At 36.4% G+C, this 26,076-nt stretch carries 24 protein-coding genes; 13 read left to right on the top strand and 11 right to left on the bottom strand.

Annotated elements, in window-relative coordinates:
- Window positions 1-4: 4 nt before the first annotated feature.
- The 3 genes from moaA to ACTYA4_RS12355 all read right to left on the bottom strand — a co-directional run bounded on the left by moaA (window position 5) and on the right by ACTYA4_RS12355 (window position 2,795).
- On the bottom strand, window positions 5-1,021 hold the full coding sequence (gene moaA, locus ACTYA4_RS12365; RefSeq protein WP_443481853.1) for a GTP 3',8-cyclase MoaA: 1,017 nt from the start codon (window positions 1,019-1,021) through the stop codon (window positions 5-7).
- Window positions 1,022-1,197: 176 nt separating this feature from the next.
- On the bottom strand, window positions 1,198-1,506 hold the full coding sequence (locus ACTYA4_RS12360; protein ID WP_443481852.1) for a metal-sulfur cluster assembly factor: 309 nt from the start codon (window positions 1,504-1,506) through the stop codon (window positions 1,198-1,200).
- A gap of 512 nt (window positions 1,507-2,018) precedes the next feature.
- Window positions 2,019-2,795 carry an alpha/beta fold hydrolase gene (locus ACTYA4_RS12355; RefSeq protein WP_445505671.1) on the bottom strand — a complete coding sequence of 259 codons (777 nt, stop codon included), beginning with the start codon at window positions 2,793-2,795 and terminating at the stop codon, window positions 2,019-2,021.
- A gap of 373 nt (window positions 2,796-3,168) precedes the next feature.
- Here ACTYA4_RS12355 and ACTYA4_RS12350 point away from each other — a divergent pair, with 373 nt between their 5' ends.
- The 3 genes from ACTYA4_RS12350 to ACTYA4_RS12340 all read left to right on the top strand — a co-directional run bounded on the left by ACTYA4_RS12350 (window position 3,169) and on the right by ACTYA4_RS12340 (window position 4,462).
- Window positions 3,169-3,987 carry a Cof-type HAD-IIB family hydrolase gene (locus tag ACTYA4_RS12350; RefSeq protein ID WP_443481850.1) on the top strand — a complete coding sequence of 273 codons (819 nt, stop codon included), beginning with the start codon at window positions 3,169-3,171 and terminating at the stop codon, window positions 3,985-3,987.
- Window positions 3,988-4,108: 121 nt separating this feature from the next.
- Window positions 4,109-4,264 carry a hypothetical protein gene (locus ACTYA4_RS12345; RefSeq protein ID WP_443481849.1) on the top strand — a complete coding sequence of 52 codons (156 nt, stop codon included), beginning with the start codon at window positions 4,109-4,111 and terminating at the stop codon, window positions 4,262-4,264.
- Window positions 4,265-4,462 (top strand): DUF3813 domain-containing protein, encoded by a 198-nt coding sequence (locus ACTYA4_RS12340; protein WP_443481848.1) that lies wholly within the window; start codon window positions 4,265-4,267, stop codon window positions 4,460-4,462.
- A gap of 272 nt (window positions 4,463-4,734) precedes the next feature.
- Here ACTYA4_RS12340 and ACTYA4_RS12335 read toward each other — a convergent pair whose 3' ends face one another.
- On the bottom strand, window positions 4,735-5,469 hold the full coding sequence (locus tag ACTYA4_RS12335) for a BsuPI-related putative proteinase inhibitor (protein WP_443481847.1): 735 nt from the start codon (window positions 5,467-5,469) through the stop codon (window positions 4,735-4,737).
- Between the two features lie 18 nt (window positions 5,470-5,487).
- A complete protein-coding gene (locus tag ACTYA4_RS12330) occupies window positions 5,488-6,312 on the bottom strand; it encodes a YitT family protein (RefSeq protein WP_443481846.1) in 825 nt (274 codons plus the stop codon).
- A gap of 195 nt (window positions 6,313-6,507) precedes the next feature.
- Here ACTYA4_RS12330 and ACTYA4_RS12325 point away from each other — a divergent pair, with 195 nt between their 5' ends.
- Together ACTYA4_RS12325 and ACTYA4_RS12320 are read left to right on the top strand one after the other, a co-directional pair.
- Window positions 6,508-7,368 carry a DegV family protein gene (locus tag ACTYA4_RS12325; protein ID WP_443481879.1) on the top strand — a complete coding sequence of 287 codons (861 nt, stop codon included), beginning with the start codon at window positions 6,508-6,510 and terminating at the stop codon, window positions 7,366-7,368.
- Window positions 7,369-7,464: 96 nt separating this feature from the next.
- Window positions 7,465-7,596 (top strand): DUF3941 domain-containing protein, encoded by a 132-nt coding sequence (locus tag ACTYA4_RS12320; RefSeq protein ID WP_443481845.1) that lies wholly within the window; start codon window positions 7,465-7,467, stop codon window positions 7,594-7,596.
- Window positions 7,597-8,226: 630 nt separating this feature from the next.
- Here ACTYA4_RS12320 and ACTYA4_RS12315 read toward each other — a convergent pair.
- The 3 genes from ACTYA4_RS12315 to ACTYA4_RS12305 all read right to left on the bottom strand — a co-directional run bounded on the left by ACTYA4_RS12315 (window position 8,227) and on the right by ACTYA4_RS12305 (window position 10,560).
- Window positions 8,227-8,382, bottom strand: coding sequence for a transposase (locus tag ACTYA4_RS12315; protein WP_443481844.1), 156 nt, complete (start codon window positions 8,380-8,382; stop codon window positions 8,227-8,229).
- A gap of 317 nt (window positions 8,383-8,699) precedes the next feature.
- Entirely contained in the window at window positions 8,700-9,305 is a 606-nt protein-coding gene (locus tag ACTYA4_RS12310; RefSeq protein WP_443481843.1) for an IS110 family transposase, read from the bottom strand.
- Window positions 9,306-9,690: 385 nt separating this feature from the next.
- Entirely contained in the window at window positions 9,691-10,560 is an 870-nt protein-coding gene (locus tag ACTYA4_RS12305) for a CvfB family protein (RefSeq protein WP_443481842.1), read from the bottom strand.
- A gap of 149 nt (window positions 10,561-10,709) precedes the next feature.
- Between ACTYA4_RS12305 and ACTYA4_RS12300 the strand changes: the two genes are divergently transcribed.
- From ACTYA4_RS12300 to ACTYA4_RS12285, 4 genes are all read left to right on the top strand, one after another.
- Complete coding sequence (locus tag ACTYA4_RS12300; RefSeq protein ID WP_443481841.1) at window positions 10,710-11,201, top strand: YajQ family cyclic di-GMP-binding protein; 492 nt, start codon at window positions 10,710-10,712, stop codon at window positions 11,199-11,201.
- Between the two features lie 158 nt (window positions 11,202-11,359).
- Window positions 11,360-12,223, top strand: coding sequence for an SDR family oxidoreductase (locus tag ACTYA4_RS12295; protein ID WP_443481840.1), 864 nt, complete (start codon window positions 11,360-11,362; stop codon window positions 12,221-12,223).
- 672 nt (window positions 12,224-12,895) lie between these two features.
- The gene (locus ACTYA4_RS12290) at window positions 12,896-14,656 is read left to right on the top strand and encodes an alpha-glycosidase (RefSeq protein WP_445505670.1); all 1,761 of its coding nucleotides are present in this window, start codon (window positions 12,896-12,898) and stop codon (window positions 14,654-14,656) included.
- Window positions 14,657-15,227: 571 nt separating this feature from the next.
- The gene (locus tag ACTYA4_RS12285; RefSeq protein WP_443481838.1) at window positions 15,228-16,145 is read left to right on the top strand and encodes a DMT family transporter; all 918 of its coding nucleotides are present in this window, start codon (window positions 15,228-15,230) and stop codon (window positions 16,143-16,145) included.
- 216 nt (window positions 16,146-16,361) lie between these two features.
- Here ACTYA4_RS12285 and ACTYA4_RS12280 read toward each other — a convergent pair whose 3' ends face one another.
- Window positions 16,362-17,438, bottom strand: a complete 1,077-nt coding sequence (locus ACTYA4_RS12280) for a DNA alkylation repair protein (RefSeq protein ID WP_443481837.1) — start codon at window positions 17,436-17,438, stop codon at window positions 16,362-16,364.
- A 257-nt stretch (window positions 17,439-17,695) separates the two neighbouring features.
- Complete coding sequence (asnB, locus tag ACTYA4_RS12275) at window positions 17,696-19,543, bottom strand: asparagine synthase (glutamine-hydrolyzing) (RefSeq protein ID WP_443481836.1); 1,848 nt, start codon at window positions 19,541-19,543, stop codon at window positions 17,696-17,698.
- 548 nt (window positions 19,544-20,091) lie between these two features.
- Here asnB and ACTYA4_RS12270 point away from each other — a divergent pair.
- Together ACTYA4_RS12270 and ACTYA4_RS12265 are read left to right on the top strand one after the other, a co-directional pair.
- Window positions 20,092-20,655, top strand: a complete 564-nt coding sequence (locus ACTYA4_RS12270) for a DUF2777 domain-containing protein (protein WP_443481878.1) — start codon at window positions 20,092-20,094, stop codon at window positions 20,653-20,655.
- Window positions 20,656-20,817: 162 nt separating this feature from the next.
- Window positions 20,818-21,327 carry an LURP-one-related family protein gene (locus tag ACTYA4_RS12265; RefSeq protein ID WP_443481835.1) on the top strand — a complete coding sequence of 170 codons (510 nt, stop codon included), beginning with the start codon at window positions 20,818-20,820 and terminating at the stop codon, window positions 21,325-21,327.
- Window positions 21,328-21,443: 116 nt separating this feature from the next.
- On the opposite strand, the gene ACTYA4_RS12260 is transcribed toward ACTYA4_RS12265, so the two are convergent.
- The gene (locus ACTYA4_RS12260) at window positions 21,444-22,415 is read right to left on the bottom strand and encodes an alpha/beta hydrolase (protein WP_443481834.1); all 972 of its coding nucleotides are present in this window, start codon (window positions 22,413-22,415) and stop codon (window positions 21,444-21,446) included.
- Window positions 22,416-22,888: 473 nt separating this feature from the next.
- Between ACTYA4_RS12260 and treP the strand changes: the two genes are divergently transcribed.
- Window positions 22,889-24,334, top strand: coding sequence for a PTS system trehalose-specific EIIBC component (gene treP, locus ACTYA4_RS12255; RefSeq protein ID WP_443481833.1), 1,446 nt, complete (start codon window positions 22,889-22,891; stop codon window positions 24,332-24,334).
- Window positions 24,335-24,385: 51 nt separating this feature from the next.
- Window positions 24,386-26,056, top strand: coding sequence for an alpha,alpha-phosphotrehalase (treC, locus tag ACTYA4_RS12250; RefSeq protein ID WP_443481832.1), 1,671 nt, complete (start codon window positions 24,386-24,388; stop codon window positions 26,054-26,056).
- Window positions 26,057-26,076 lie beyond the last annotated feature (20 nt).

Genomic DNA, 26,076 nt, shown 5'->3' with positions numbered 1-26,076 from the left:
CAGCTTATCCACCAATATATGACATTTCCATTTTTTTGCGGGTTGCCGCTGTTTCTTCTGTTCGTTCATCTGAATATCGGTCTGTTCTTTTTTCCCAGATGCCCTGAATATAGTTCGTTAATTCTTTATCCGTCGCCCCTGCTCTCATATAATCTCGAATATCATGGCCTTTTCCATTAAATAGGCATGTATAAAGCTTGCCATTTGCTGAGAGACGGGCTCTTGTACAATTGGAACAGAAAGATTCCGATACGGATGTAATAAAGCCAACATGAATTGGTTCATCTTCGTAACGATACTTTTTAGCAACTTCTCCATAATAATCTGCGTCTGTTGGTACTAAAGAAAAATGCTCCTGCAAAACGCTGTACATTTCTTTTTTTGTTACTACTTGATCCATTTTCCATCCATTTGTACTGCCAACATCCATATATTCAATAAACCGAAGTTCAAGCCCCTCTGCTTTACAGTATTTTGCCATCGGAATGATTTCCTGCTCATTTAACCCTTTTTTAACAACCATATTAATTTTCACACCAAGTCCAGCCTGTTTTGCTGCTTGAATTCCCTTTTTCACTGGTGCAACGCCGACATTCCTGCCGTTAATTTTTCCAAAAAGCTCATCATTTAAGCTGTCGATGCTTATATTTACCCTTTTTAATCCTGCTTCTTTTAACATTTTTGCATATTTCGGCAGGAAAATACCATTGGTTGTTAGTGCTATATCATGAAGACCTTTAATTTCAGTTAATTTTTTCACTAAGATGTGGAGATCTTTCCGCATCAGCGGTTCTCCCCCAGTCAGCCTGATTTTTTCTACCCCTAATGAAACAAATAGTTTTGCCAACCTTTCTAGTTCATCAAACGAGAGCAGCTCCTCTTTTGATAAAAAAGGGTAGTCTGGTCCAAAAATTTCTGCAGGCATACAATACTGACAACGAAAATTACACTGATCTGTTACACTTATTCTTAAATCTCTTAATGGTCTATTCCATTTATCCTTTATTCCTGTTGCTGTCATTATTATTCAACTCCATATAGAGACTTGCTATATATATCCATATACTACTTTTTCATCATAAAAATAGTAAAAATATTCTGATAAAAATCCCGATCGTTTTGCAGTTTCAATTGTCACATATGGTCATGCCTCACTTCCCCCATTTTATTGTGAGGCATGACCTAATATAGTAATTTTTATTGAACGCCTAAAGCGATTTTGGCATAACGCGACATTTTATCTTTTGTCCATGCTGGAGTCCAAACAATATTTACTTCCGTATCTTTAATTTCTGGAATATCTGCAAGCGCGGATTTTACTTGATCGACAATGACGCCTGCTAAAGGACAACCCATTGCTGTTAAGGTCATAGTGACAACTAACGTCTCATCTTCTTTTAATTCTAAATCATAGATTAAACCTAGATTTACTATATCAACCCCTAACTCTGGGTCAATAACCATTTCTAGTGCTCCCATAATGCTTTCTTTTAACTCTTCATTCATTTAGACCACTCCCGTTTATTATTTTTAAATTGGCTGTTTTCTCAAAGTTTGTTGTTTTTCACATACAAAATGGGAAAAGAAATACTCAGCAGGCTGAATACACGTAGACTCCTATGGGAATGAGAGAAAGACGAGACCACACAGGAGCGTATGCGACGAGGAGGCTCGACGCTCGCCCATGGAAAGCGAAGTTCATTCAGCCTGCGAGTTTAAAAGCAACAATCTATACGAAAACAGCCTTTAAATTTCATCTTTTAAATACATGTATAATAAGTAATGTACTTATCATAACAAAAATAAGCGGCAATGAAAAAGAACAAGATTTACCTGCTGTTAAGAAAAGCGCAGGCGCCTTGCTCAGCCCCGAAGAAAAATGTTCTCTTGACTCAAAAAGTGTTTTTTACTTTTAGAGGCAAGAGGTTATCTTTCACAGGGGCTAGGCGCTGGAGCTAGACACTAAACTAGGTTCGAAATTTTTTGCTTTCTTATCTTAAATAAAAGCCTTTGCACCTTTAAGTTTGTTGTAGGTGCGTTGCAAACCAATCCACTGTTTTTGTCATCGCCAATTTGCTGACTTTATGACCCGAGTTCTCATCACTTATATAAACAAGATTTTCGGGTGTTCTATCATACAAAGGCTTTATTGTTTCGAAAAATTGATAGGAATAATTATATGGAACAATTTCATCTTGTTTACTATGCCAAAACATTAACGGTCTATTATTTAACGTCTCCGGAGCTTCGCTTAAATCCCATTGCTCTAAACGACGGATTAAGTGAGCAATCTCTTCCTCTTTAATGGGGGGTTGATAGCCACTTTTCTTCACTTTGTCGATTTTATATTGCGTAAATTTCTGATAATAAGGCATACCCATTAAACTGACTGCAGCATTGATCCAAGGATATTTTCTAAGCGCCCCTAAAGTAACAATGCCACCCATACTCGCACCAACTAGTCCAATATGATTATTATTCACTAATCCTTTTTCTTTAAAATAATCTTTAATCATTTGAATTTCATCAATTGTCTTTAATACAATATCCCAAAAGCGAATATCCAAATCCATGTTTCTATATCCTTCGTCTCGTTCTCCATGGTATAAGCAATCAGGCAAAACAACTCGGAATCCCTTTTCCGCTAAGTTGTATGCAATATAAAGATTATCCTCTTTTGCATTCGTAAAGCCATGAATAAACAAGATGAAAGGAAGTTTTTGGTCGTAATATTTCTTTTTCATAATATGTAATAACGGAATTTCATTTACAAATACTTTTTCAATAACAATCATCAAAGAAACACCTTCAACTCTTATTTTTTTGAAAAATCATAAAAATAGGTTACCATATATAATACGATGCATTTTCTGTTTATAAAACTCGTCAATATGTTGGATAGATGTATATTTAACCCATTTAACAAACCTTTACAGAAATAAGCTAGAAATGATGCATATATTATAATAAAATTTTATATGTATGTATTGGATAGTAAATTAAGTGTATCATGAAGTGTTTAATTTTTCTAAATTTTGCCCTTATAATGCAAAAGGGAACAACAAGTTAAAAGCAAGCCACCGAAGAGATTCATCACATATCATGTGGTGACTTTTTAAACAACCACTTATAACTAATACTATTATAACCATACAAGAAGGAGAAACTATGACAGAAAAACATTTAATAGCACTTGACCTTGATGGAACATTATTAAAAAATGATAAAACGATTTCTCCCCTAACCAAAAATGTTATTCAAAAAGCACGGGAAGCCGGACATATTGTGATGATTGCTACCGGGAGACCTTATCGTGCAAGTGAAGCTATCTACAAAGAATTAAATTTAGATACACCTATCGTTAACTTTAATGGGGCATTTATTCATCATCCAAAAGATAAAAACTGGGGCTTTTACCATTCTCCGTTAGAAATGAAAACGGCAAAAAACATTGTTGAAGCATGTCATGATTTTTCTTTCCACAATATTGTAGCAGAAGTAATTGATGACGTGTACTTTCATTATCATGATGAGAAGCTAATTGATATTTTTTCATTAGGAAATCCGAGAACAACAACCGGAAATCTTCTTAATTTTTTAGAAGCTGCTCCTACATGTTTATTAATTCATACAGAAGAAGAACATGTTAAAAATATTCGCAATCATTTATCAGATGTACATGCTGATTTAATCGACCACCGCCGCTGGGCTGATCCGTTTCACGTGATTGAAATTGTAAAATCTGGCCTAAATAAAGCGGTTGGATTAAAAAAAGTGTCCGACTATTATCAAATTCCACAACAAAATATTATTGCTTTCGGGGACGAGGATAATGATTTTGAAATGATTGAATATGCAGGAAAAGGAATTGCGATGAGCAATGGCATAAGTCAACTAAAATCTCTCGCCAATGAAGTTACTCTAAGCAATGAAGAAGATGGCATTGCTGTTTATTTAAACGAAGCGTTAAATTTAAAAGCTATGTAATGAAAGTGGTTAACTTTACCGCCATTAAATCCTTTATGCTTGTTCCATACTATAGGAGAACAGTAATAATCTTTATTACTTTTATTACTGTTCATACCACTTATATTTGGAGGGATTACCTATGGGAGGAAAACGTAATAAATCAAAACGCTTTGTACAAAAGGGTGTAGACTCTGTATCTAAGCATGCTGAACGTATCCCTTATCACATGACCTATGCAGAAGCAGAAAGTTATAAAATGGCCAATGTGAAGGAATCTGCTCATGGAGGAATATAAATGGGAAATAGACTATTTCAAGAAGCAAGAGAAGCAGTTGAATCAGTGAAGTCCGCTCAAGGACAAGATGTTCAAGATTTAATTGCAAAAGCCAAAAATGCAATTAGTTCAGCATATGCCAATACAACTAGTGCTGAACAACAACAATTAGCACAGCTGCAAAAAGAACTGGAACAAAGTGAAGGCAGCTTATCGTAAAAGTAAGATTGCAACAAAATTTTCAGGCTGAATGAAAACGTTTATCTATCGAGGAACGACCCTTTTTGAGAAGCGGCGGCTAACAGGAAGTTAGTCAGAACGACGTTGCAACAGGACGTTGTATATTTAGTCATTCATCCACTTTTACCTGGTAATGAGCATCGCAAAAAATGGGAGTGACGAAGAGAGCGAACGTTTTTCAACAGCCTGTAGCTCCACTTACAGTAATCATTGCATTACTGTAAGTGGAGCTTTTTGTTTTATCTGCAGCATTATGATGGGAAAACCTCTAACTTCACCGGAAATGGTTTCGTATAATTTTCCGCTTGCTCAATAATATATAAAATAAGTGTTCCGTTCATTGGAAGGTCTGCCTTAGGAATCTTAATATGTATGCGAAAATACCCATCTGCAGATTTTTCTACTACTTGGTTGGAAAGCAGCTCATAATGGCCATCTTCTACCGTGTATAGCAGTTTATTTGCTGTATTAGCAATTCCTGTTACCGTATAAACTCCTTTCGTTCCTATCACTTTTATGTTTTTATACACCATATTTTCTTCTGGAACAGCAACTGTTGAGAATGCCTTAATACTATCTTTCGGATTATTTAACATCGGAATAAATGCAGCTTCTATAGAGTAGTCGCCTGGCTCTACTTTTTCCCCCTCGCATTTGTAATCCCATATTTCTTTCCATACATACGTTTCATGCGGATTAATCGTCTTATTCTGAATAGCCTGTAAGAAATCTTTATGAAGAGAGTATCTGAATACTTCTTCTCCGTTTTCCGATTTAATGACAATTTCATATTTCTGGGAGGAAGCAAATCGTAATTTTTTAGGTTGATCGCTGAGATTGCTTACTTTTACTTGCATTTCCACTTCATCTGTTCTAGGCAATGCGTTGACGGAAAAACGTATACTTGTACTTCCTTTTGCTTGAACATCACCGAAAAAAGAGAAACAGTATAACAAAACGGCAACGATTATACAAACTCGCTTCACTAAAAAAACACCTCAAATCTACTCTTTTCTGAAAAAACCAAAAATCGCTGTTGTTTGCACAATATTAGTAAACGCATTAGGATCTACTTCTTTTATAATACGTTCTAAATCAAATAACTCATAACGAGTGATGACAATCATCATCATATTCCGTTCTTCATTGGAAAAAGCTCCCTTAGCAGGAATCATCGTAATTCCTCTAACTAGCTTTTCATGAATGGCTATTTTTAATTCATCTGATTTTTTCGTCACAATCATAACAGTCAGTTTTTGATGTCGTGTATGAATAGCATCAATCACCCTTGTTGCTGCATATAAAGTAACTAGTGTATACAATGCTTTTTCCCATCCATATAAATAGCCTGCCGTTAAAATAATGATGCTGTTTAGTGTAAAAAAGTATGTGCCAACAGGCTTATCTTGTACCCTCGAAAGGATCATCGCTACAATATCCATCCCACCGGATGAAGCCCCCCATTTCAATGTAAATCCAACTCCTACTGCTGAAATAACACCGCCAAAAACAGCATTTAACAAGATATCGTCTGCATAGGCATTCACTGGTATTATTTCAAGAAAAAAGGACATAAAAACTACACTTAAAAAACTATATAAGGTGAATGATTTCCCTACTTTCATCCATCCTAATATGGCAACAGGTATGTTTAAAAGAAAGAGTAAAATCCCTGTTGATAATGGTGTAATTCTGGCGATAAGCTGGGCAACACCTGCGAAGCCACTAGCATAAACGTCTGCTGGAATTAAAAAACAATTCATCGCAATGGCATTCAACAATGCCCCCATAATAACAACACTTAACTTTTTGAACGGCAACCAATACATATTAATCCTCCATTTATAGTAATTTTTACTATATTGCTTTTCCTATTCGTTGTTTTTTCAACCCAAAAAATATACACTATGTATGCACCTATTTTTCAACAATCACATAGCAAACATACATACCAGCAATCAATATATCATAAAGTTAACGATACGAATTGTTTTTTAAATATTCAAGAAAGAGGATGAACAATGATGACGTTTAAAATCATGGCTGACAGTGCTTGTGATTTACCTTTAAACTATTATGAAGAAAATGATGTTACCCTTTTTCCATTAAAGGTCTATCTCGCTGAAGAAGAATATGAGGATTTAAAAACGATTACGCCCGAAACTGTTTATGATGCTATTCGAAATGGACAAATACCAAAAACATCACAAGTTTCACCAAATGTTTTTAAAGAAGTATTTACAGCAATGGCAGAAAACAAAGAATCAGGCATATACATCGCTTTTTCTTCCCAATTATCAGGTACTTACCAAACAGCAGTGATGGTATATGAACAAGTGAAGGAAGACTATCCTGACCTGGAATTGACCATCCTAGACAGTAAATGCGCTTCTTTAGGATGCGGATTAATCGTTCAAGAAGCTGTTAAACAACGAAGCCTTTTCAAAAAGCTGACAGAAGTTATTCCAACTCTGCAATTTTATTGCAACCATATGGAGCATTTATTTACAGTGGAAGATTTGGATTATTTAGCACAAGGCGGACGTGTTTCCAAAGCTTCTGCATTTATAGGAGGCCTTTTACAAATCAAACCGCTTCTTCATGTAGAAGACGGCAAGCTTGTTCCTTTAGAAAAAATTCGCGGAAAGAAAAAACTAATTCGTCGAATGCTGGAGCTAATGGAAGAAAGAGGAACAAACCTTTCGAATCAAACGGTTGCCATCAGTCATGCTGACGACGAAAAAACGGCACTCGAGTTAAAAGACATGATAAATGAAAAGTTTCATCCTAATGATGTATATATTTCATCGATTGGAGCTGCTATTGGTTCCCATACTGGTGCAGGAACGATTGCTTTGTTCTTTTTAAATCAAACGGCAGAATAGTACAGGATAAAGCATTCGTACATATTCTAGTCGCTTTCCAACCATACTAATATTGTTCACCTTATAATAAAGCAGAACAATGAAAGGAGTATTTTCATGCCACATACTTCTGATAATGATAAAAAAGCGAAAGATAAAAATGCATTGCGTCATGAAAAGAATATGATGCGAGAAAAAAATCGCCAAAAAGGGAAGCACCAATACAGCAAAAAAACAGATCATTTATAATAACATCAGCGTCATCATGAAAATAATCTGTTTAAAAAAATTACTTAAAGCTGCACTCCAATTGTTTCAATTGGAGTGCAGCTTTTTCATCGTCTAGCGTACAATGTCAAATACTTTTTCAAGTTTTTTGGGTAACTTAAACACACTTACTGTAATTTCCTTTTTTTACAAGTAACAATTAACCAAGTTTCTTATAAAATAGACGCCATTTTCTTGATTCAGAAAATGGGTATACACTCGCTTCTTGGTCTGCATGGATGCATTCTGGCATAGAGTACAAATTAAAATTAACGTACTAATCCGCATTTACAGGACGAGTGGGATAAAGCTAGACATCGAGGTCAGAGGCCTCAGGAAATTAGATACGATCTCCACTCGAACCAAAAGAATGGCGTCTATTTGTTTTATGTTTTTTAAGCTGAAATCGGAAGTGTTAGCTTTTTCATCATTTCCTGTTTGTAATGAAAGCTTGCGTTATTACATTCAAATGGTTTTTGTTTTTTTAGCATCGCAAAAGCTATTCTGATGAACTTGTTTCCCATAGCGATATATATTTTTCCAGCTCTTTTCCCTTTTTCTTTTAAACGAGTATAAAAAGGTTTGAGTGTATCGTTGTGGACGGAAAGAGTGTTAACCATCTTCTGATCCAGATTGCTTTATGGTTGGATTCGTCCCTGCTTTTTTAATAAGCTGACTAGCACTTGTATAATGCGAGAGATCTCCCATTTCACAATAGATCTCGGCAGCTGTTACAAGGCCAATACCTGGAACGGTTAGAAGAAGCAAGCCCTCTGTTTGGATGAAAATACGCTCTATTTCTTGTTCGTAAGCTTTAATGTTTTGGGTATGCCATTCGTAATCCCTAAGTTTTTGTTTTAAGATATAGAGCTCGCTAGAAACATCCTCAAGGGGTTTAGAAACACTTTTACTGGCTGCGTAGAGAAGTTTTTCAATCGTTGTTTTTCGTATTTTTAAATTGTGTTCTTTAGATAATCTGCGTAACCCTGTCTCTCCTAGCTCTAATAGTTGAGAAGCATGTGGGAAGTGAGTTAAAAGATGTAAACTTGCTTTTCCCCAAAAGTCACTAAAGATTTTTCTAGTCTTTATTTTTTGTCTACCAATACGCTAAAGCCTTGGTACTCACGAAAAATGTGATCATGGATGGAACGAATCTCTACTTTCATTCGAGAACGCTTATTGATTTCGCTTCTTCGAGCCCTGGTAAGGTGTTGAAGCTGTTTATAAACTCCTGTCGTCAGTTTAGCATTTGTCGCTTTATTACCAATTAAGGCTTCCGCAATTAAATAAAGATCTATATCATCTGTTTTGGTATAAGTAAGATGTTGTTTCCGTTCCTCGTGTGTAGAAGCAGGGTTGATAATGTGAACAGAATAGCCCTCCTTCGTTAGGATGCGAACAATGTCTTCATAATAATGACCAGTTGCTTCTATTCCAATAAACACTCTTTCTGCTTCACAGGAGATCTTGGTGTTCTCTATTTTATCCAAAAGGTGCTTTATTCCTGTTTGGCTAACCATAAACGAGAAGGGGGCTTCGAACACTTCTCCGTAGTAATTCAAAATCATTGCTTTTTGTAGTACCTTTGAAACATCGATTGAAACCAGTAAAACTTTTTCTAAATTAGCACCACGAATTTCTTGTGCGAATTGACTTCTTCTTAATCCTTGTTTACCATTAAGTAGTCTCATTGACTATGTCCTCCTTGTCGGGTGGGTGATTGAGTAAACTTGGTTAAGTACTTCAATCGTAACACAGTCACTGGGGCTTTTTTGTGTCTAAAAAGATTATTTCATACACCAGGAAATTATAAATGAAATGAGATTGTGGATAACTTGGCGGTTGTGTCCGCATCCAGCTTCGACGTACAGGACGTACTAGTGCCGATGTTGCCACAGACGTGGCGCCTTTAATCGGCCAGCGCCTAGCTCTTGTGAAAAATAACCCATGCCTCTAAAAGTAAAAAGCACTTTTTGAGTCATGTGAACATTTTTCTTCAGAGCTGTTCAAGGCGCTTGCGCATTTGTTTTTTATGGTGCTTCTTGTTGGAAAAGCTGGTTTCACTTTCTTCGTCCATCAATCTTTTTTAAGATAAGTCCAGCCTTCTTCTTGATACACTTTATTTTCTTTCATTAACTTTCCTAGTGCACGTTTAAAAGAGCCTTTACTTATGCCAAATCGTTCTTGAATATCTTCTGGCATGCTTTTGTCGCCATAAGGCATCGCACCTTTTCTCATTTCTAAATAATCTAGAATATTTTTCGCATCGACATCTAATGCTTCTTCTTTTCTTGGCAATAACGATACATTGATTGTCCCATCTTCTTTGACATCAATAATTCTTCCATTTACTTTTTCGCCTAGTCTTGGCTCTCTGCCTCGCTCTGTTTCATGGATAAACCCTTTAAAACCTTCTGCTGTATAAATCCAGCTTCCTACCTTTGCCGTGCGGTAAATATGACCGTGAATATTCTTGTTAAAATCTTTTCTTACCGCTTTTGTGGAAATGCTTTCTATCACTGGATCTGTTGCAGGCTTTACATATAAGAAGTTATTACGGTTTACTTTTAATGTAATATAAAGCATATCACCAACTTCGGGCCATATATCATCATGGACAGGAAGATCATCTTCCCCAAGCAGCATATCTTTTTTTAAACCGATATCAAAAAAACAGCCTACTCCTGATTTGATATCTGTAACCTTTACCCAATCGTATTTACCAACTGCAATCGTTGGAATAACCGTACTAGAGCATGCTCTTCCTTGCGAGTCTGTATAAACAAATACGCGGACATCATCCCCTATTTCCCATTTTGTATCTGTTTCGTTAAAATGAAGCAGAATATCTTCCTCTCCAGCTTCCACTTGTAAAAAATATCCGAATGATGCTTCTCTAACAACGGTTGCTACTACTTCTTGCCCTATATAATCTCTTAAAGACACTGTTTTGTCCTCCTTGATAAATCCATCTATTTTCATTGCAAAAATACACATAGTTGTGACAACTGCTATATTTTACTATAATACAAACATAAAAGAAATGGGGGCCGTTCTCTCTAGCAGAGATGGCCCTGCCAAACAGGAGGTAAATGATGGCGAAAGAAAGCTCATTTGATATTGTATCAAAAGTAGATATGGCGGAAGTTGCCAATGCGATTCAAATTGCGAAAAAGGAAATTCAAAACCGTTATGATTTTAAAGGAAGCAAAAGTGATATTACACTCGATAAAGAAGAACTAGTACTAGTTTCTGATGATGAGTATAAACTAGAACAATTAAAAGATGTATTAATCAGTAAAATGATTAAGCGTGGAATTCCTATTAAAAACCTTGATTACAGCAAAGTGGAAGGTGCATCAGGCGGCACCGTTCGTCAGCGTGCGAAGCTTGTGCAAGGAATCGATAAAGACAATGCAAAAATTATCAACATGCTTATTAAAAACAGCGGTTTAAAAGTAAAAAGCCAATTACAGGATGATCAAATTCGTGTTACAGCAAAAAGCCGCGATGATCTTCAAAGTATTATCGCTACTGTAAGAGAATCTAAAATTACAGTCGATGTTCAATTTGTTAATTACCGCTAATAAAGTATTTCAGGCTGATTACGAATTCTTTTCTATGAACTCTCCTTTTTTAACATGGGAGAGTTTTTTATATCTTTTTCAAACCCTTATTTTTCCATGTTTAATTATTTTTTCAAGGAGAAAATAATTAAATAGGAAAACGAAAAGGAGTGAAAAAAATGAGCAACAATCAAAATCAAACGTTTCCCCCACAACATCAGAATCACCAACCTGGCATCCAAACAGAAATGAATCCTGCACCTGTAGAAGTAAATCCAAATTATAAAGGTTCTGGCAAGCTGCAAGGAAAAATTGCCATTATTACAGGCGGCGATAGCGGAATCGGCCGCTCTGTCAGCATTTATTTTGCAAAGGAAGGAGCAAATATTGTCATCGTTTATTTAAATGAACATGACGATGCTAAAAAAACAAAACAGTTAGTGGAAGCAGAAGGCGTAAAATGCTTAGTGCTTGCTGGTGATATAGGGGATGAGAATTTCTGCAAATCCGTTGTCGAAAAGACTATCACTGAATTTAGCACCATAAATATTTTAGTAAATAATGCAGCAGAACAGCATCCACAGCAAAGCTTGCTCGATATCACAGCGGAGCAGCTGCAAAAAACATTCCGTACGAATATTTTTTCGATGTTTTATTTATCCAAAGCAGCACTGCCTCATCTAAATACAGGAGACAGCATTATCAATACCACCTCTATTACTGCTTATAAAGGAAATGATACACTGCTTGATTATGCTTCTACAAAAGGAGCTATTACATCCTTTACTCGTTCTTTATCTCAATCACTTGCCAAACAAGGGATTCGTGTAAATGGTGTAGCCCCTGGACCTATATGGACGCCATTAATTCCATCGACATTTGACAGCGGAAAAGTGTCAACATTCGGTGCTGATACACCATTTGGCCGGGCAGGGCAACCGAATGAACTAGCGCCAGCATATGTTTACTTAGCAAGTGAAGACGCTGCTTATGTAAGCGGACAAGTAATTCATGTAAATGGTGGAACAATCGTTAACGGATAGTACGAACAAAAGCGCAAGCGCCTTGAACAGCTCTGAAGAAAAATGTTCACATGACTCAAAAAGTGCTTTTTACTTTTAGAGGCATGGGGTTATTTTTCACAAGAGCTAGGCGCTGGCCGATTAAAGGCGCCACGTCCTGTGGCAACATCGGCACTAGTACGTCCTGTACGTCGAAGCTGGATGCGGACACTACCGCCAAGTTATCCACAATCCCATTTCGTTTATAATTTCCTGACGATAAAAAAAGAAGGTAGGACACAAAACAAAAATGCCCCACCTTCGTTTTTTTTGAGTCTGCATATAAGCACTCTCTTTTCAATTTCATCAATAGCCTACCTATTTGGCGGAATTATTGCTCGGTTTCACAGGATTTCCTCTATAATATGGAGAATACAAATTAGATAAGCTGTTTTCTCAAAGTTTGTTGTTTTATACGTAAAAAAATGGGAGAAGAAGTACTCAGCAGACTGAATACACGTAGACTCCTGTGGGAATGCGAGAAAGACGAGACCCCACAGGAGCGTATGCGACGAGGAGGCTCGACGCTCGCTAAACGGACGAAGTGTATTCGGGCTGCGGGTTTAAAAGCAACACTCTATACGAAAACAGCCATTAGATAAGTATTGTTTTGGTTATGCTAGTGAAAAATTTTTTAAGGGAGAGAAAATAACGATGATCGATTTAACCTCCATTTATCATAGAGCAGCAGATAATTATTGCTATCTTTTTGACGAAGAAACGCTTCATATTCGCATCCGTACAAAACGGGATAATGTTTTGGAGATAGTTTTATTATATGGAGATCAATATGAAATAGTCGACCATCAATGGATAACATCCCTTCAACCTTTAGAAAAAATAGGATCAGACTCTTTATTTGATTATTGGCAAGTCGCAATTAAAGCCGAGCATAAACGAATACGCTATGGCTTTATTTTAAAAAACACGGAGCAGGAAATGACGTTAACGGAAAAAGGATTTTTTTCATTTATTCCAGAAGATTCCGGCTTTTTCTTTTGTTTTCCATATATGCATAAAAGCGATGTGTTCTCCTCGCCAGATTGGGTTCAGCAAACGATATGGTATCAAATTTTCCCAGAACGTTTTCGTAATGGAGACCCACTTTTAAACCCAGCTCATACAGTCGAATGGGGGCAGGAAGAACCTAGTTTAACGAATTTTTTCGGAGGAGATTTTCAAGGGATCATCGATTCCCTTGATTATCTTCAAGATTTAGGAATTAATGGAATCTATCTTACACCTATTTTTTTAGCAAATTCCAACCATAAATACGACACGATTGATTATTTTACTATCGATCCTCAATTTGGAAATATCAACCTTTTGAAAAAGCTTGTGGAAGAGTGTCATAACCGAGGAATCCGCGTTATGCTTGATGCCGTTTTTAATCACTGCAGTGTCGAATTCCTTCCTTTTCAAGATGTATTGGACAAAGGAGAAAAATCGCTGTATAAAGACTGGTTTCATATTCATAAATTCCCGCTTAAAGACGGCGACACGATCAATTATGAGACATTCGGTTTTTATGAATATATGCCAAAGCTTAATACAGCTAATGAAGAAGTGAAACAATATTTATTAAAAGCTGCAGCTTATTGGATTGCAGAATGCCAGATTGACGGCTGGAGATTAGATGTAGCCAACGAAATTGATCATCAATTTTGGCGTGATTTCCGCACTACTGTTAAAGCAATAAAACCCGACCTTTTTATTTTAGGAGAGGTTTGGCATGACTCTGTTTCTTGGCTTAGAGGGGATCAATTTGATTCCGTTATGAACTATCCTTTTTTACACAAATCGTTGCAGTTTTTTGCCTACGATATAATTTCTGCTCATCAATTTACCGAAGATTTAACAACGATTCTTCATTCCTATTCGGATAATATCAACCAAGTTTTATTTAATATCCTCGGCAGTCATGATACACCTCGTGTATTAAATGAATGTCGTTTTCGCAAAGAACGAGTCAGGCTATTGTTTACCTTTTTATTCACATTTCCTGGAACACCATGCATTTACTACGGAGATGAAATCGGTTTAGATGGCGGCAATGACCCAGGATGCCGTAAATGCATGCCCTGGCAAGAGGAACAGCAAGATCTAGAGCTTAAAGACTATATAAAAACATTAATCTCTATACGTAAAGAAACTTCATTATTAACGAGCAAAGGTACTTTGTATTTTTTGCCTGCTGTTAATAATTGTTTAGCCTACTATAAACAAAAAGACAATCAAGTTGTATTTGTCTTAATTAACAATAGCGATACTGAAATCGACTATGTTCTGCCCTTTTCTTTAAGTGGAAAAAAAATAAACTTGCTGCTGACCCAGCAGGAATATGCAGCAGAATCAGATGAACTTTCTGTTACGTTAGCTCCTTATGAAAGCAATATATTATCTTTTTATATTTAGGCTCTGTTAAAGCCTGTTGATTTCCACTCCAGGCATTCGCTTTTCCGCGGGCGGTCCGGGAGCCTCCTCGGCGCTTTACGGAGGTCACTGAAAAAGTGGATGCTATGAAATATAGATAGGGAAAATCAAGCATTTAGAGGTTTTCGTTCGGTTTTCCGAGGCTTACCACACGCTTTCCGCGGGGCGAGCGCCGAGCCTCCTCGTCGCTTTGCTCCTGTGGGGTCTCGCCTGTCTCGCTAATCCCGCAGGAGTCGTGCGGACGCCTCTCCTAACCAACATAATGGTCGTTTTCAAACTCTCTATACCATTTTTATCCTACTAAATATAAGGGTTTTATCTGTAATTTATATAATAAAACATTTCTTCAGTTGCCTCGCTTTACGCCTGTGGGGTCTCCCTTTGACTTGCTTTTCCCACAGGAGTCTCACGCTTTCCGCTCCAATCAACAAAGTGTCTATATCAACAATCAGCTTTAACACAGCCAATATTTAAAATATCATAAAAACTCTTCTTGTCTAACCCTTAATCTAGTACTATGGTAGTGTATGAATTATTAGACAGGGGGAATACCATGAAGCAAACAGACAGCTCCAAATCAATTGGGCTACCTTTAGTTATTTCGATAATTGCTATTTCTTTTTCTGCTATTTTTGTTAAATGGTCTGATGCGCCTGCAGCCATTATAAGCATGTACCGGATGTGGCTGGCATGTATATTAATGCTTCCAATGGTTTATATAAACAGACAGGATTTCAAAAAATTATCAAAGAAAGACTGGTATTTATTATTTTTTTCTGGAACGTTTTTAGCCTTGCATTTTGCTTTATGGTTCAGTTCGTTAAAATTAACGACCGTTGCAAGTTCAACGATTATCCTTGCATTGCAGCCAATTATTTCTTTAATCGGTGGATTTATTTTTTTTAAAGAACGGACTACCTCTTCTACCATCATGACGATGGGGATTGCCATTATTGGAGCGATGATGATTGGCTGGGGAGATATCGGTTTAGATAACAAAGCTTTACTTGGGGACTTTTGTTCTTTTCTCAGCGTCATTGCAGTGGTAGGCTATTTATTAATCGGACAAAATATTATAAAAAAAATGTCTCACTGGGTCTACACTAGTTGTGTGTTCTTTTTCGCAGCATGTTTATTAACTGTATACAATCTTTTAATCGGTGAATCTTTAACAGGTTATTCTGCAAAAGAATGGGGCATCTTCCTTCTTCTTGCCATTGTTCCTTCTCTTGCACATGTCATCAATAATTGGCTTCTTAATTATGTGAATGCCACTACCATTTCGATGAGTATTTTAGGAGAGCCAGTAGGTGCTAGTATATTAGCCGTAATGTTGCTAGGTGAACGATTAATTGGCTGGCAAATTGTCGGCGGATTATTTGTATTAGCAGGTGTGTTCTTTTTTCTATCTGGAAAAAGGAACGGAGCGACGCCTACTTTAATGGATAAAAATAGTGATAGTGCTGTGTAGTTTATTTTTTAGGCTGTTTTCGTATAGATTGTTGCTTTTAAACCCGCAGCCTGAATACACTTCGCTTTCCGTGGGCGAGAGTCGAGCCTCCTCGTCGCATACGCTCCTGTGGGGTCTCGTCTTTCTCGCATTCCCACAGGAGTCTTCGTGTATTCAGTCTGCTGAGTACTTCTTCTCCCATTTTTTTACATAAAAAAACAAGTTTCTATTTTTCATTCATTCTGTTACATCAAAGTCAATTGAAGCTTTTTCTACGCCATTAATGATAATGTATAAAGTATGCTGTCCGGGATAATGCTTTCTTGTTGATAAATCTTTAAAAGAATGTGTTTTGGAATAAAGTTTTCTTTCTTCCTCTTTCAACACCGTTTCCGATAAATGAAATACCTTTCTACTGCGGTTTCCATTTGCCTTTACATAATCTATTGCATATTCTACTCTTATTTTTTTTCGAATCGGAGCGAACACTTCAAAGGAAAACGACATGCTTTCTCCAATAGATAATTGGGTTTGCTCACAATGAACCGCTGTCATTTCTATCGATTCCCCTTCATTATATCCAAAAATTTCAAGCACTCGGCTATCCCCTTTTTTTAACAACGTTCTACACGCATGCTTTACAATCCAATTAGTATATGTATTATCTCCGTACCACGATGTTGCTAGCTCTACAGCTAAATTTGGATGCGTTTTGGAAATATCATTAAGATTATTTGCGACACTTTTTCGAACATATAAAGATTCATCCGCCTTTAATGCTTGTAAAATTGGCAAAATGGTCTGTGGATCTTTTTTTAGCTTTGGTATAGACATTCCCCATGGCAATCTTGGACGACAGCCTTCACTTGCCAGCCTGCGCACATGTTCATTATCACTTTGTGCCCAAATTTGCATTTGCTGCAGCATCGATTCCTGATCTTGTAAAAGAAATGGTCGTACTGCAAATTCTGAAGTCGAATATTCGGTTAAAAACTCTAATGCTGCAAGCGATTGTTCCCAGTATTCTAACCCATACACTTCTACATAATCAGGAAAAATAATTCCCTTTAGCCCACTAAAAGCGGGCGCAATTTTATAAAAACAAGCCAAGACGTCCTCATAGTCTATTGTAAACGTTGCATGTAAAGAAACCGTTATTCTTCTCATTCGTTCTTTTAATGCTAACTGTTCCCAATCTTCCTGAAAGACAGAAACAAAAAACTGCTGCTCATCAAAAGAACTGCATTCCTGCTTAATTGCTTGTCCTAAGTTCTTTACAAAGGTTTGATTGTATATATTTTTTAACGGCTCCATTCCGACTCCTTCTTCTACTTTGACCTTCTTTCATTATAAACGAACAAACGTTCTTTCGAAAGTAATAAACCTAGTTCTGTTTAGGAACTAGGTTCAGAATGTCGAAAAAGTAAGACTGCAAAATTTCAGGCTGATTGAAAACGTTTGTCTATCGAGGAACGACCCTTTTTGAGGAGCGGAGTTACCGTTTTTGGGTAATGAGCACCGCAAAAAACGGGGAGTGACGAAGAGAGCGAACGTTTTTCAACAGTCTGAAATCAATCTACCACATTAATATTATAATCCTTAAACCAATAATGCATTTGTGCCAAATGGGCAAGTAATTGCGGTCCTGTCATCAATTGGCCAAACCATGGTTCTTTAAAAGCAGAGCCTTCTGTTTCAATAATTTGCGTTAGACGTTCTTTTTCAAAGAATTCGTATAAAGCAGAGCTTTTATCTGCTAATATATCCGTTAACATATTTTTTACCGTTTTCGTATAAACTGGGTTATGCGTTTTCGGATACGGACTTTTCTTGCGATATAGAATTTCTTCCGGAAGAATTCCTTCCAATGCTTTACGCAATAAGCCTTTCTCTCTATTTTGATAATTTTTCATTTCCCAAGGTACATTCCATACATATTCTACTAGACGGTGATCGGCAAATGGCACACGCACTTCTAAGCTTGCTCCCATACTCATCCGGTCTTTTCTTTCTAATAATGTGGTCATAAACCAGAGCTGATTCAGATAAAATAATTCTCTTCGTTTTGCATCTTCCTTGCTCTCTCCGTCTAATTTTGGCGTTTCTGCCAATGTCTGATTATACTTATCCAGCATATACTCTTCTAATTTTAATTTTTTGCCCCAATCACCTTTTAATAAACTTTGTCTTTCCTGAATAGATCTCATCCAAGGAAATCCGCCGCGAGCTAAGTCAGCTTCTCTTCTAAACCATGGATAGCCGCCAAAGATTTCATCTGCACATTCGCCAGATAAACTCACAACAAAGTCCTTTTTTATTTCCCTGCAGAACCATAAAAGTGAGGAATCAACATCAGCCATGCCAGGTACATCTCTGACAATAACGGCTTCATGTAAATATTCAGCCAATGTTTCCTGAGTAATCACACAATTATGGTGAATCGTTCCAAATGTATCGGTCATTTTTTTGATATAGACACCATCTGAATTCGGCTGAAATTCATTTGCTTTAAAAAATTTATCGTTGCCCTCATAATCAATGGAATAGGTGTGAAGGGGACCTTTACCTGTTTTTTCATATTCATTTGATGCAATTGCCGTAATCGCACTGGAGTCTACACCACCAGATAAAAAAGTGCTAAGCGGCACATCGGAAACAAGCTGTCTTGTAACGGCATCTTTAAATAAAAACCGTACTTTTTCGACTGTTTCTTCAAATGAATCTTCATGTTTTTCACTTTTTACATTCCAGTAGCGCCAGATTTTTAAGCCATCTTGCGAAAACTTCAGCGCGTGGCCTGGTCTTAATTCTTTTATACCTTTAAAGATGCCAGAACCTGGTGTATGAGAAGGTCCTAAAGCAAATACTTCTGCCAATCCTTCACGATCTAACTCTGCTTTTACATTAGGGTGTGCAAGTAATGCTTTGATTTCTGAACCAAAAATAAATCCTGTTCCTACTTCGGCAATAAATACTGGCTTCACACCTAAACGGTCTCTGCCAATAAATAATCTATTTCTTTTTTCATCCCAAACTGCAAAAGCAAAAATTCCATTTAAGTATTGTAAACAATCTTCTCCCCATTCCATATAGGAAGCTAATAAAACTTCTGTATCAGAATGACCGTTAAATGAATATCCTTTTATTAGTAATTCTTTTCTTAAGTCTTCTGTGTTGTACAACTCACCGTTATAACAAATTGTATAATGAAAACCTTGTTTTTCTTTCGTCATTGGTTGAACGCCACAAAGAGGATCTACTACTACTAAACGTTTATGACCAAACCCTGCATGAAGTGCAGTCCATACATTTGTGTCATCGGGACCTCTTTTTGCCAATGTTTCTGCCATTGCTGATAATGTATCCGTTTCTTTTCTTAAATCTCTTTTATAATCAACCCAACCTGTTATTCCACACATCGTTATCATCCTTTCTTCGTGGAATTTTTGACTAGATGCCAATCAATATGGAGTATTCTATTCCGGAAAGAAGAAAATGGTTATTTGTCCATAGAAACTAATTCATTCTCTTGATTTTTTGAAGGGTATAACATCGTAGCCATCAACTTAAACATTTATCCATTTCGCGGAATTATTGAAATTAACGCGGGATTCACTAGCCTTTTCACGAAAGAATCTATTTTTTGTTAGCTTGATGGATATGGCTTATTACACCGTTTTTCTATACAAAAGCTTTATAAGTTTAGGCTGTTTTCTCAAAATTTGTTGTTTTTTATGTAAAAAAACGGGAGAAGAAGTACTCAGCAGCCTGAATACACGAAGACTCCTGTGGGAATGCGAGAAAGACGAGACCCCACAGGAGCGTATGCGACGAGGAGGCTCGACGCTCGCCCATGGAAAGCGAAGTGTATTCAGGCTGCGAGTTTAAAAGCAACAATCTATACGAAAACAGCCTAAGTTTAAAAACAATAAATTATGTCAAAAAAAGAAATTAACGGAGGAGGTTTATAATGAAACAGCAGCGTGCAAAACTGATTGAGTATCAAACCCGTGCGTTTACTACGGGAACTGTTGAATACATGAACGATCATTGGATTTTTTTTGATGATGAAACAGAGGAAGCCTCTACTTTAGAGGAATATATTCATCAAGAAATTGAAGTTTTATTATTAAATAATTGGCGGAAAGGCATCCTGTTAGAGGATGGAAGAGTCAACACTTCTGGTTCCACCCTTTCCCTTAAAAATCAGGATACAATCCGCATTCGCAAACACCTCGTTTTCGCCTTAGAAAGACTATTAGACGAAATTAGCGATGATAGCTTTTATCATTTTGTGACGACACTTAATACAATGAATTTTTCGATTTATGATTGTATTTACTGTTACAACCAATTAACTTTTCTAAAAGACGAAAAACGTAAAAGCGGCGTCAATATGATGATATTTGATAATCAAGAAGGATTATGCAGCGTCAATCACCATTTTTATTACAACGAAAAAATTTCCGATCGATTTGAATTTACCTTAAATACAGGCAAACGGATGATTATTGAGAAATTATCTTCTTAAGAGCTGAAAATATGTTTCAAAAAGGCTGACTTTTGTTAGTCTTTTTTTGTTGTTTGCATGTTTAGATGAAAATTTTTCCTGTTAATACGAAACTAATTAAGCATTAATACGTAAATAAATAATAACAAGTGCTGAAATTCTTCACTAGAAAGAAGGGATATTATGACACGGGAGACATTATATTTTACTGATAATTTTTTTTCAGCAGGAAAAACGACTATTTTCAATGAATTAAAGAAAGAAGTAGGCGTGCTTGATCTAAAGAGTGCTTTTACCTCTGGAGTAAGTGTTCTTGATACAGATGGTAATGCCGTCATTAGTGGAAAGTTCCCGTTAATGGGGAGTAGATGGAGAATCTATGATAATCAGGGCACAGAAATTGGAAACTTAAGAAATAAATTTTCTCTTTTATCTAAAAAATACGAATATAATGCATATGGTCGCGGGATATTTCTAATAAAATCAGAGGCTTTTTCTAAACAATATCAGCTGGTGAAAGAAGGAACGGAAGAAGTAGTTGCTGAATTTAATCGAATAACCGGTTTCTTTTCATCGCCTGCTTATCAGCTAATAAAATTTGATGACGTCCTCTTCATGGAGGAGTTAATAGTAGTTGTTATGGGCGTAAATGCAATTGAAAAAAGCATTAATAGTGCAGCAAGTTCATCTTGAGTGCCTGTCTAAGAAGTAAGAGGTTAATGCATATTTTATTTAACTATGTATTAACCTCTATGTTTTTGATTTAGGGTTTAAAAACTTCAAAGGGTATCACTTTTTTTAAACAGTCATTACCCTTTGATTTTATTTTGGAGAAAAGAAATGGTATCTGTTGCGATCTTTTTACGATGTAGGACGATTCCAGCATGTCCACAATGATAGATAAACCTTTTTGGTTTTCTCCATGACTCCCACAAGTAATTAGTATCTTCACTATGTACATATTGGTCATATTTTGCAGAGATTAGCAAAATATTATCTTTCTTCATAATAGGCATAGCTTGGCAAGGTTCTGTAATACGCCAATAATTGATTAAATCATGATAATTTACACCATGATGTTCTAAATCTTCCCTAATTAACTTCCCCGGTATGGTATTCCATATGGAATAAGAAAGACGATTAGCATAGAAAACAGAAACTAACGCATCAATTTGTGATTCAATCGTTGCAGCTAAATTTGTAATAAATCCGCCTAAGCTGACACCTATTAAGATGACAGGTCCTTTTTTATTTGCTTTAATCCATTGAATCAATGCTCTTAAATCAACCACTGCTTGTCTAGTAGATTGAACCGTCCGCTGGATATTGGCGCTTATCATATATTCTCCGCTGTAAAGTGAATGTTCTGGCTTCCTCTTAAGATGGTAGGGAAGAGGAAAATAATATAGATTCCACCCCATTTTCATAAAACGATTGTGAAATATTTTCTTCACGCGATCAAAAGAGTTCATACGCCATCCATGAACAAAGATAACATTAGGCGCACCTTCATTTTTATTTAAAAAAACATCTCCCACTAAGTGATCATTAGAGTGATCACCAGATGGAAGCAAGCTTTGGAATTTAAAGGTTCCTGCCTTGTATTTTCCGTCTTCATTATGTATGTCACAATGAATATCTATCGGATGTGTTTGATAAAATTCCATTCTGTCTCTTACTTCACTTATATCCGTGGAAAGTGAGGAATATTGAAACTCTTTGCTTCGATTTTTATGTAGCTGATTTAAGGCATATAAATCTATGATCTTTGAAAATATCAAAGTAAAAGCTCTCCCAACTGTTTAAAAATAATGGCATAATGCCATCTTACAAAAAAACTAATTATTTTGTAAGTTTAATCATACAAATTTTCGAGTTCTTTTGTTTTGTTTATTCTAATCCATCTGAAAATTTTTATTGTTTCTTCTATTTATAATTCTTTAGTCAAAAAACAGCCCTTCATTGTTATACCTTCTATCCTCATTAGGAAAAAGTTTTAACATAAACTTCCCTTTTAATTATCCTGCGACTATTGTAAACGCTATCATTTCATAATTTTCTAAAAATTCATTGACATCCCTGTACGTACAAGATAAAATGAAAGCGTAAACAAACCCTATACGTACAGGAAAGAAATCAACATAGTTTTTACAACTTAATGAAAACGCTTTTTTTGTTGAAAGGTATTATCGTTTTTATTTTTTTATCTTTTGTGAAAGCGTTACCTAAACATTAACTGAAGGGAAGAAAATCGATGAGTAAATTTACTGATCCAGCAAAAGAATTGCTGCAGTATATTGGAGGAAAAGATAATATTTCAACCGTAACCCATTGTGCGACAAGAATGAGATTTGTTTTAAATGAGCCAAGCAAAGCAGATGTCAACAAAATAGAAGCTATTAAACTTGTAAAAGGGACTTTTACTCAAGCTGGTCAATTCCAGGTTATAATTGGAAATGAAGTATCCTCGTTTTATAATGAATTTATAAAAGTTTCTGGTGTAAGTGAAGCTTCTAAGGATCAAGTAAAAGATGCAGCAAAGCAGAATATGAACTGGATACAACGGATGATTGCCCATCTTGCAGAAATATTTTCGCCATTAATTCCAGCTATCGTTGTCGGCGGGCTTATCCTTGGCTTCCGCAATATTATAGGGGATATTAAACTAGCGGCAGATGGTACGAAAACACTTGTTGAAGTTTCACAATTCTGGGGAGGCGTTCACTCTTTCTTATGGTTAATTGGTGAAGCGATATTCCACTTCCTTCCTGTTGGGATTACATGGGCAATTGCCAAGAAAATGGGCACAACCCAAATACTCGGAATTGTCCTTGGACTTACGCTAGTATCGCCGCAATTGCTTAATGCATATGCAGTTGCTACAGCAAAAGACATCCCTGTATGGGATTTTGGATTCGCACAGGTAGAAATGATTGGATATCAGGCACAAGTTATTCCGGCTATTTTAGCAGGACTGCTGTTGACTTTCCTTGAACGCAAGCTTCGTGCTATTACACCAAACTCTATTTCTATGATTGTAGTACCATTTTTGTCCTTATTGCCGACTGTTATTATTGCGCACACTGTCCTTGGTCCTATCGGCTGGAAAATAGGTGCTGTTATTTCTGCTGGTATATATGCTGGCCTTACTTCTTCTTTAGGCTGGTTGTTTGGAGCTGTATTCGGATTTTTCTACGCTCCGCTTGTTATTACTGGACTTCATCATATGTCCAATGCAATTGACCTTCAGTTAATGGGACAATTTGGCGGAACGAACCTTTGGCCGATGATTGCACTGTCCAATATCGCTCAAGGTTCAGCCGTGCTCGCTATGGTTTACTTAAATAGAAAAAATGAAGAAGAAAAACAAGTTTCCATCCCTGCTACTATTTCCTGTTATCTTGGAGTAACAGAACCAGCAATTTTTGGAATTAACTTAAAATATGGCTTCCCTTTCATTGCCGGTATGATCGGTTCTTTAATCGCTGGTGTAGTGTCTGTAGCATCCGGTGTAATGGCAAACTCTATTGGTGTTGGAGGAATTCCTGGAATCCTTTCTATCCAGCCGCAGCACATGATTATGTTTGCTGTCGCTATGCTGATAGCAATCACTGTTCCGTTCCTGCTTACGATTGTGCTTTCTAAAAAACCACAGTTTAATATAAAAACAGGATCTAAGCTTTTAAAAGTAAAAGGTTAAATGATAGATGGGAGAGCAATCTCCCTTTTATTTTAGCAAGGAGGACTATCAATGAAAGACTTTAAAAAAAGCATTGTTTATCAAATTTATCCTAAATCATTTAATGATTCAAACGGAGATGGACTTGGCGATTTAAATGGAATTATCGAAAAGCTTGATTATTTAAAAAAGCTCGGGGTGGATTATCTTTGGATTACCCCTGTTTATATTTCCCCCCAGAAGGACAATGGCTATGATGTAGCAGATTATACGTCTATTGATTCTCGTTTTGGAACAATGGAGGATTTTGAACGTTTAGTGTTCGAAGCAAAAAAACGAAATATCGATATTATGATGGATATGGTATTTAATCATACATCGACAGAGCACGAATGGTTTCAAAAAGCGATAAAAGGAGCTCCAAACTATAAAGATTATTATATTTTTAAAGAGCCAAAAATAGATGGCGGCCCACCTACCAATTGGATTTCTAAATTTGGCGGTTCTGCCTGGGAATACTCCGAAAAATATGGAGAATATTATCTTCATTTATTCGATGTTACACAGGCAGACTTAAACTGGGAAAATCCCATGCTTAAGCGGGAAATTTTTGATATAGTCGAATTTTGGCTGGAAAAAGGGGTAAAGGGATTTCGCCTGGATGTGATAAACCTTATATCTAAACCAGAAGTTTTCGCGGATGATGATTCGAGAGATGGACGGCGTTTTTATACAGATGGTCCAAAAATCCATGAGTATTTGAAAGAACTTAATAAAGAAACCTTTGGGAAATATGAAAATATTATCACCGTCGGAGAAATGTCCTCCACATCGATTGACCATTGTGTAAAATATTCTCGCCCTGAAGAAAAGGAATTATCGATGGTATTCAGCTTCCATCATTTAAAGGTTGATTACGAGAATGGCGAAAAATGGACGACAGCAGACTTTGATTTTCAAAAATTAAAAGAGATTCTCAGTTCCTGGCAGTATGGGATGCAGGAGGGAGATGGATGGAATGCCCTTTTTTGGTGCAATCATGACCAGCCGCGGATTGTGTCCCGTTTTGGTGATGATCAAAAGTATCATAAGGAATCAGCAAAAATGCTTGCTGCTGCCATTCATATGCTAAGAGGAACTCCTTATATTTATCAAGGAGAAGAGCTTGGAATGACAAATCCTTATTTTTCAAGCATTGATCAATATAAGGATGTCGAATCCATTAATTACTATAATATACTGAAATCTTCTGGAAGAATCGAGAAGGAAATAATGTCTATTCTCCAGGCGAAGTCCAGAGATAATTCAAGAACACCAATGCAATGGGACAGTTCACCTCATGCCGGTTTTACATCAGGTGAACCTTGGATTCAAACAGCGGAAAATTACAGAGGCATTAATGCAGAAAATGCCCTTGAAGATCAGGATTCTATTTTTTATCATTATCAAAAATTAATTGCTTTAAGAAAAAAATATGATGTGGTTGCATACGGAGAATATAACGAGATTTTACCAGGGCATGAGAACATCTATGCCTATACACGAAGCTACAAGGATGAGATATTATTAGTTATTAATAACTTCTATGGGCAAGAAAGCAAATTTGAATTGCCTAAGCAAAACCTTGTTGGCTATGAAAGTAAGATATTGTTGTCGAATTATCAAGATTCTAGTGATTCATATGCAAAAATGGTTCTTCGTCCGTATGAATCTGTTATTTACCTTTTAAAAGAATCAAAATAATAATATGTCTGGTGATGGAA

It is taken from the genome of Niallia yueguangensis, assembly GCF_052663115.1.
Note: the sequence above shows the minus strand (reverse complement) of the source record. Positions and strands in the feature narration are given on the sequence as shown.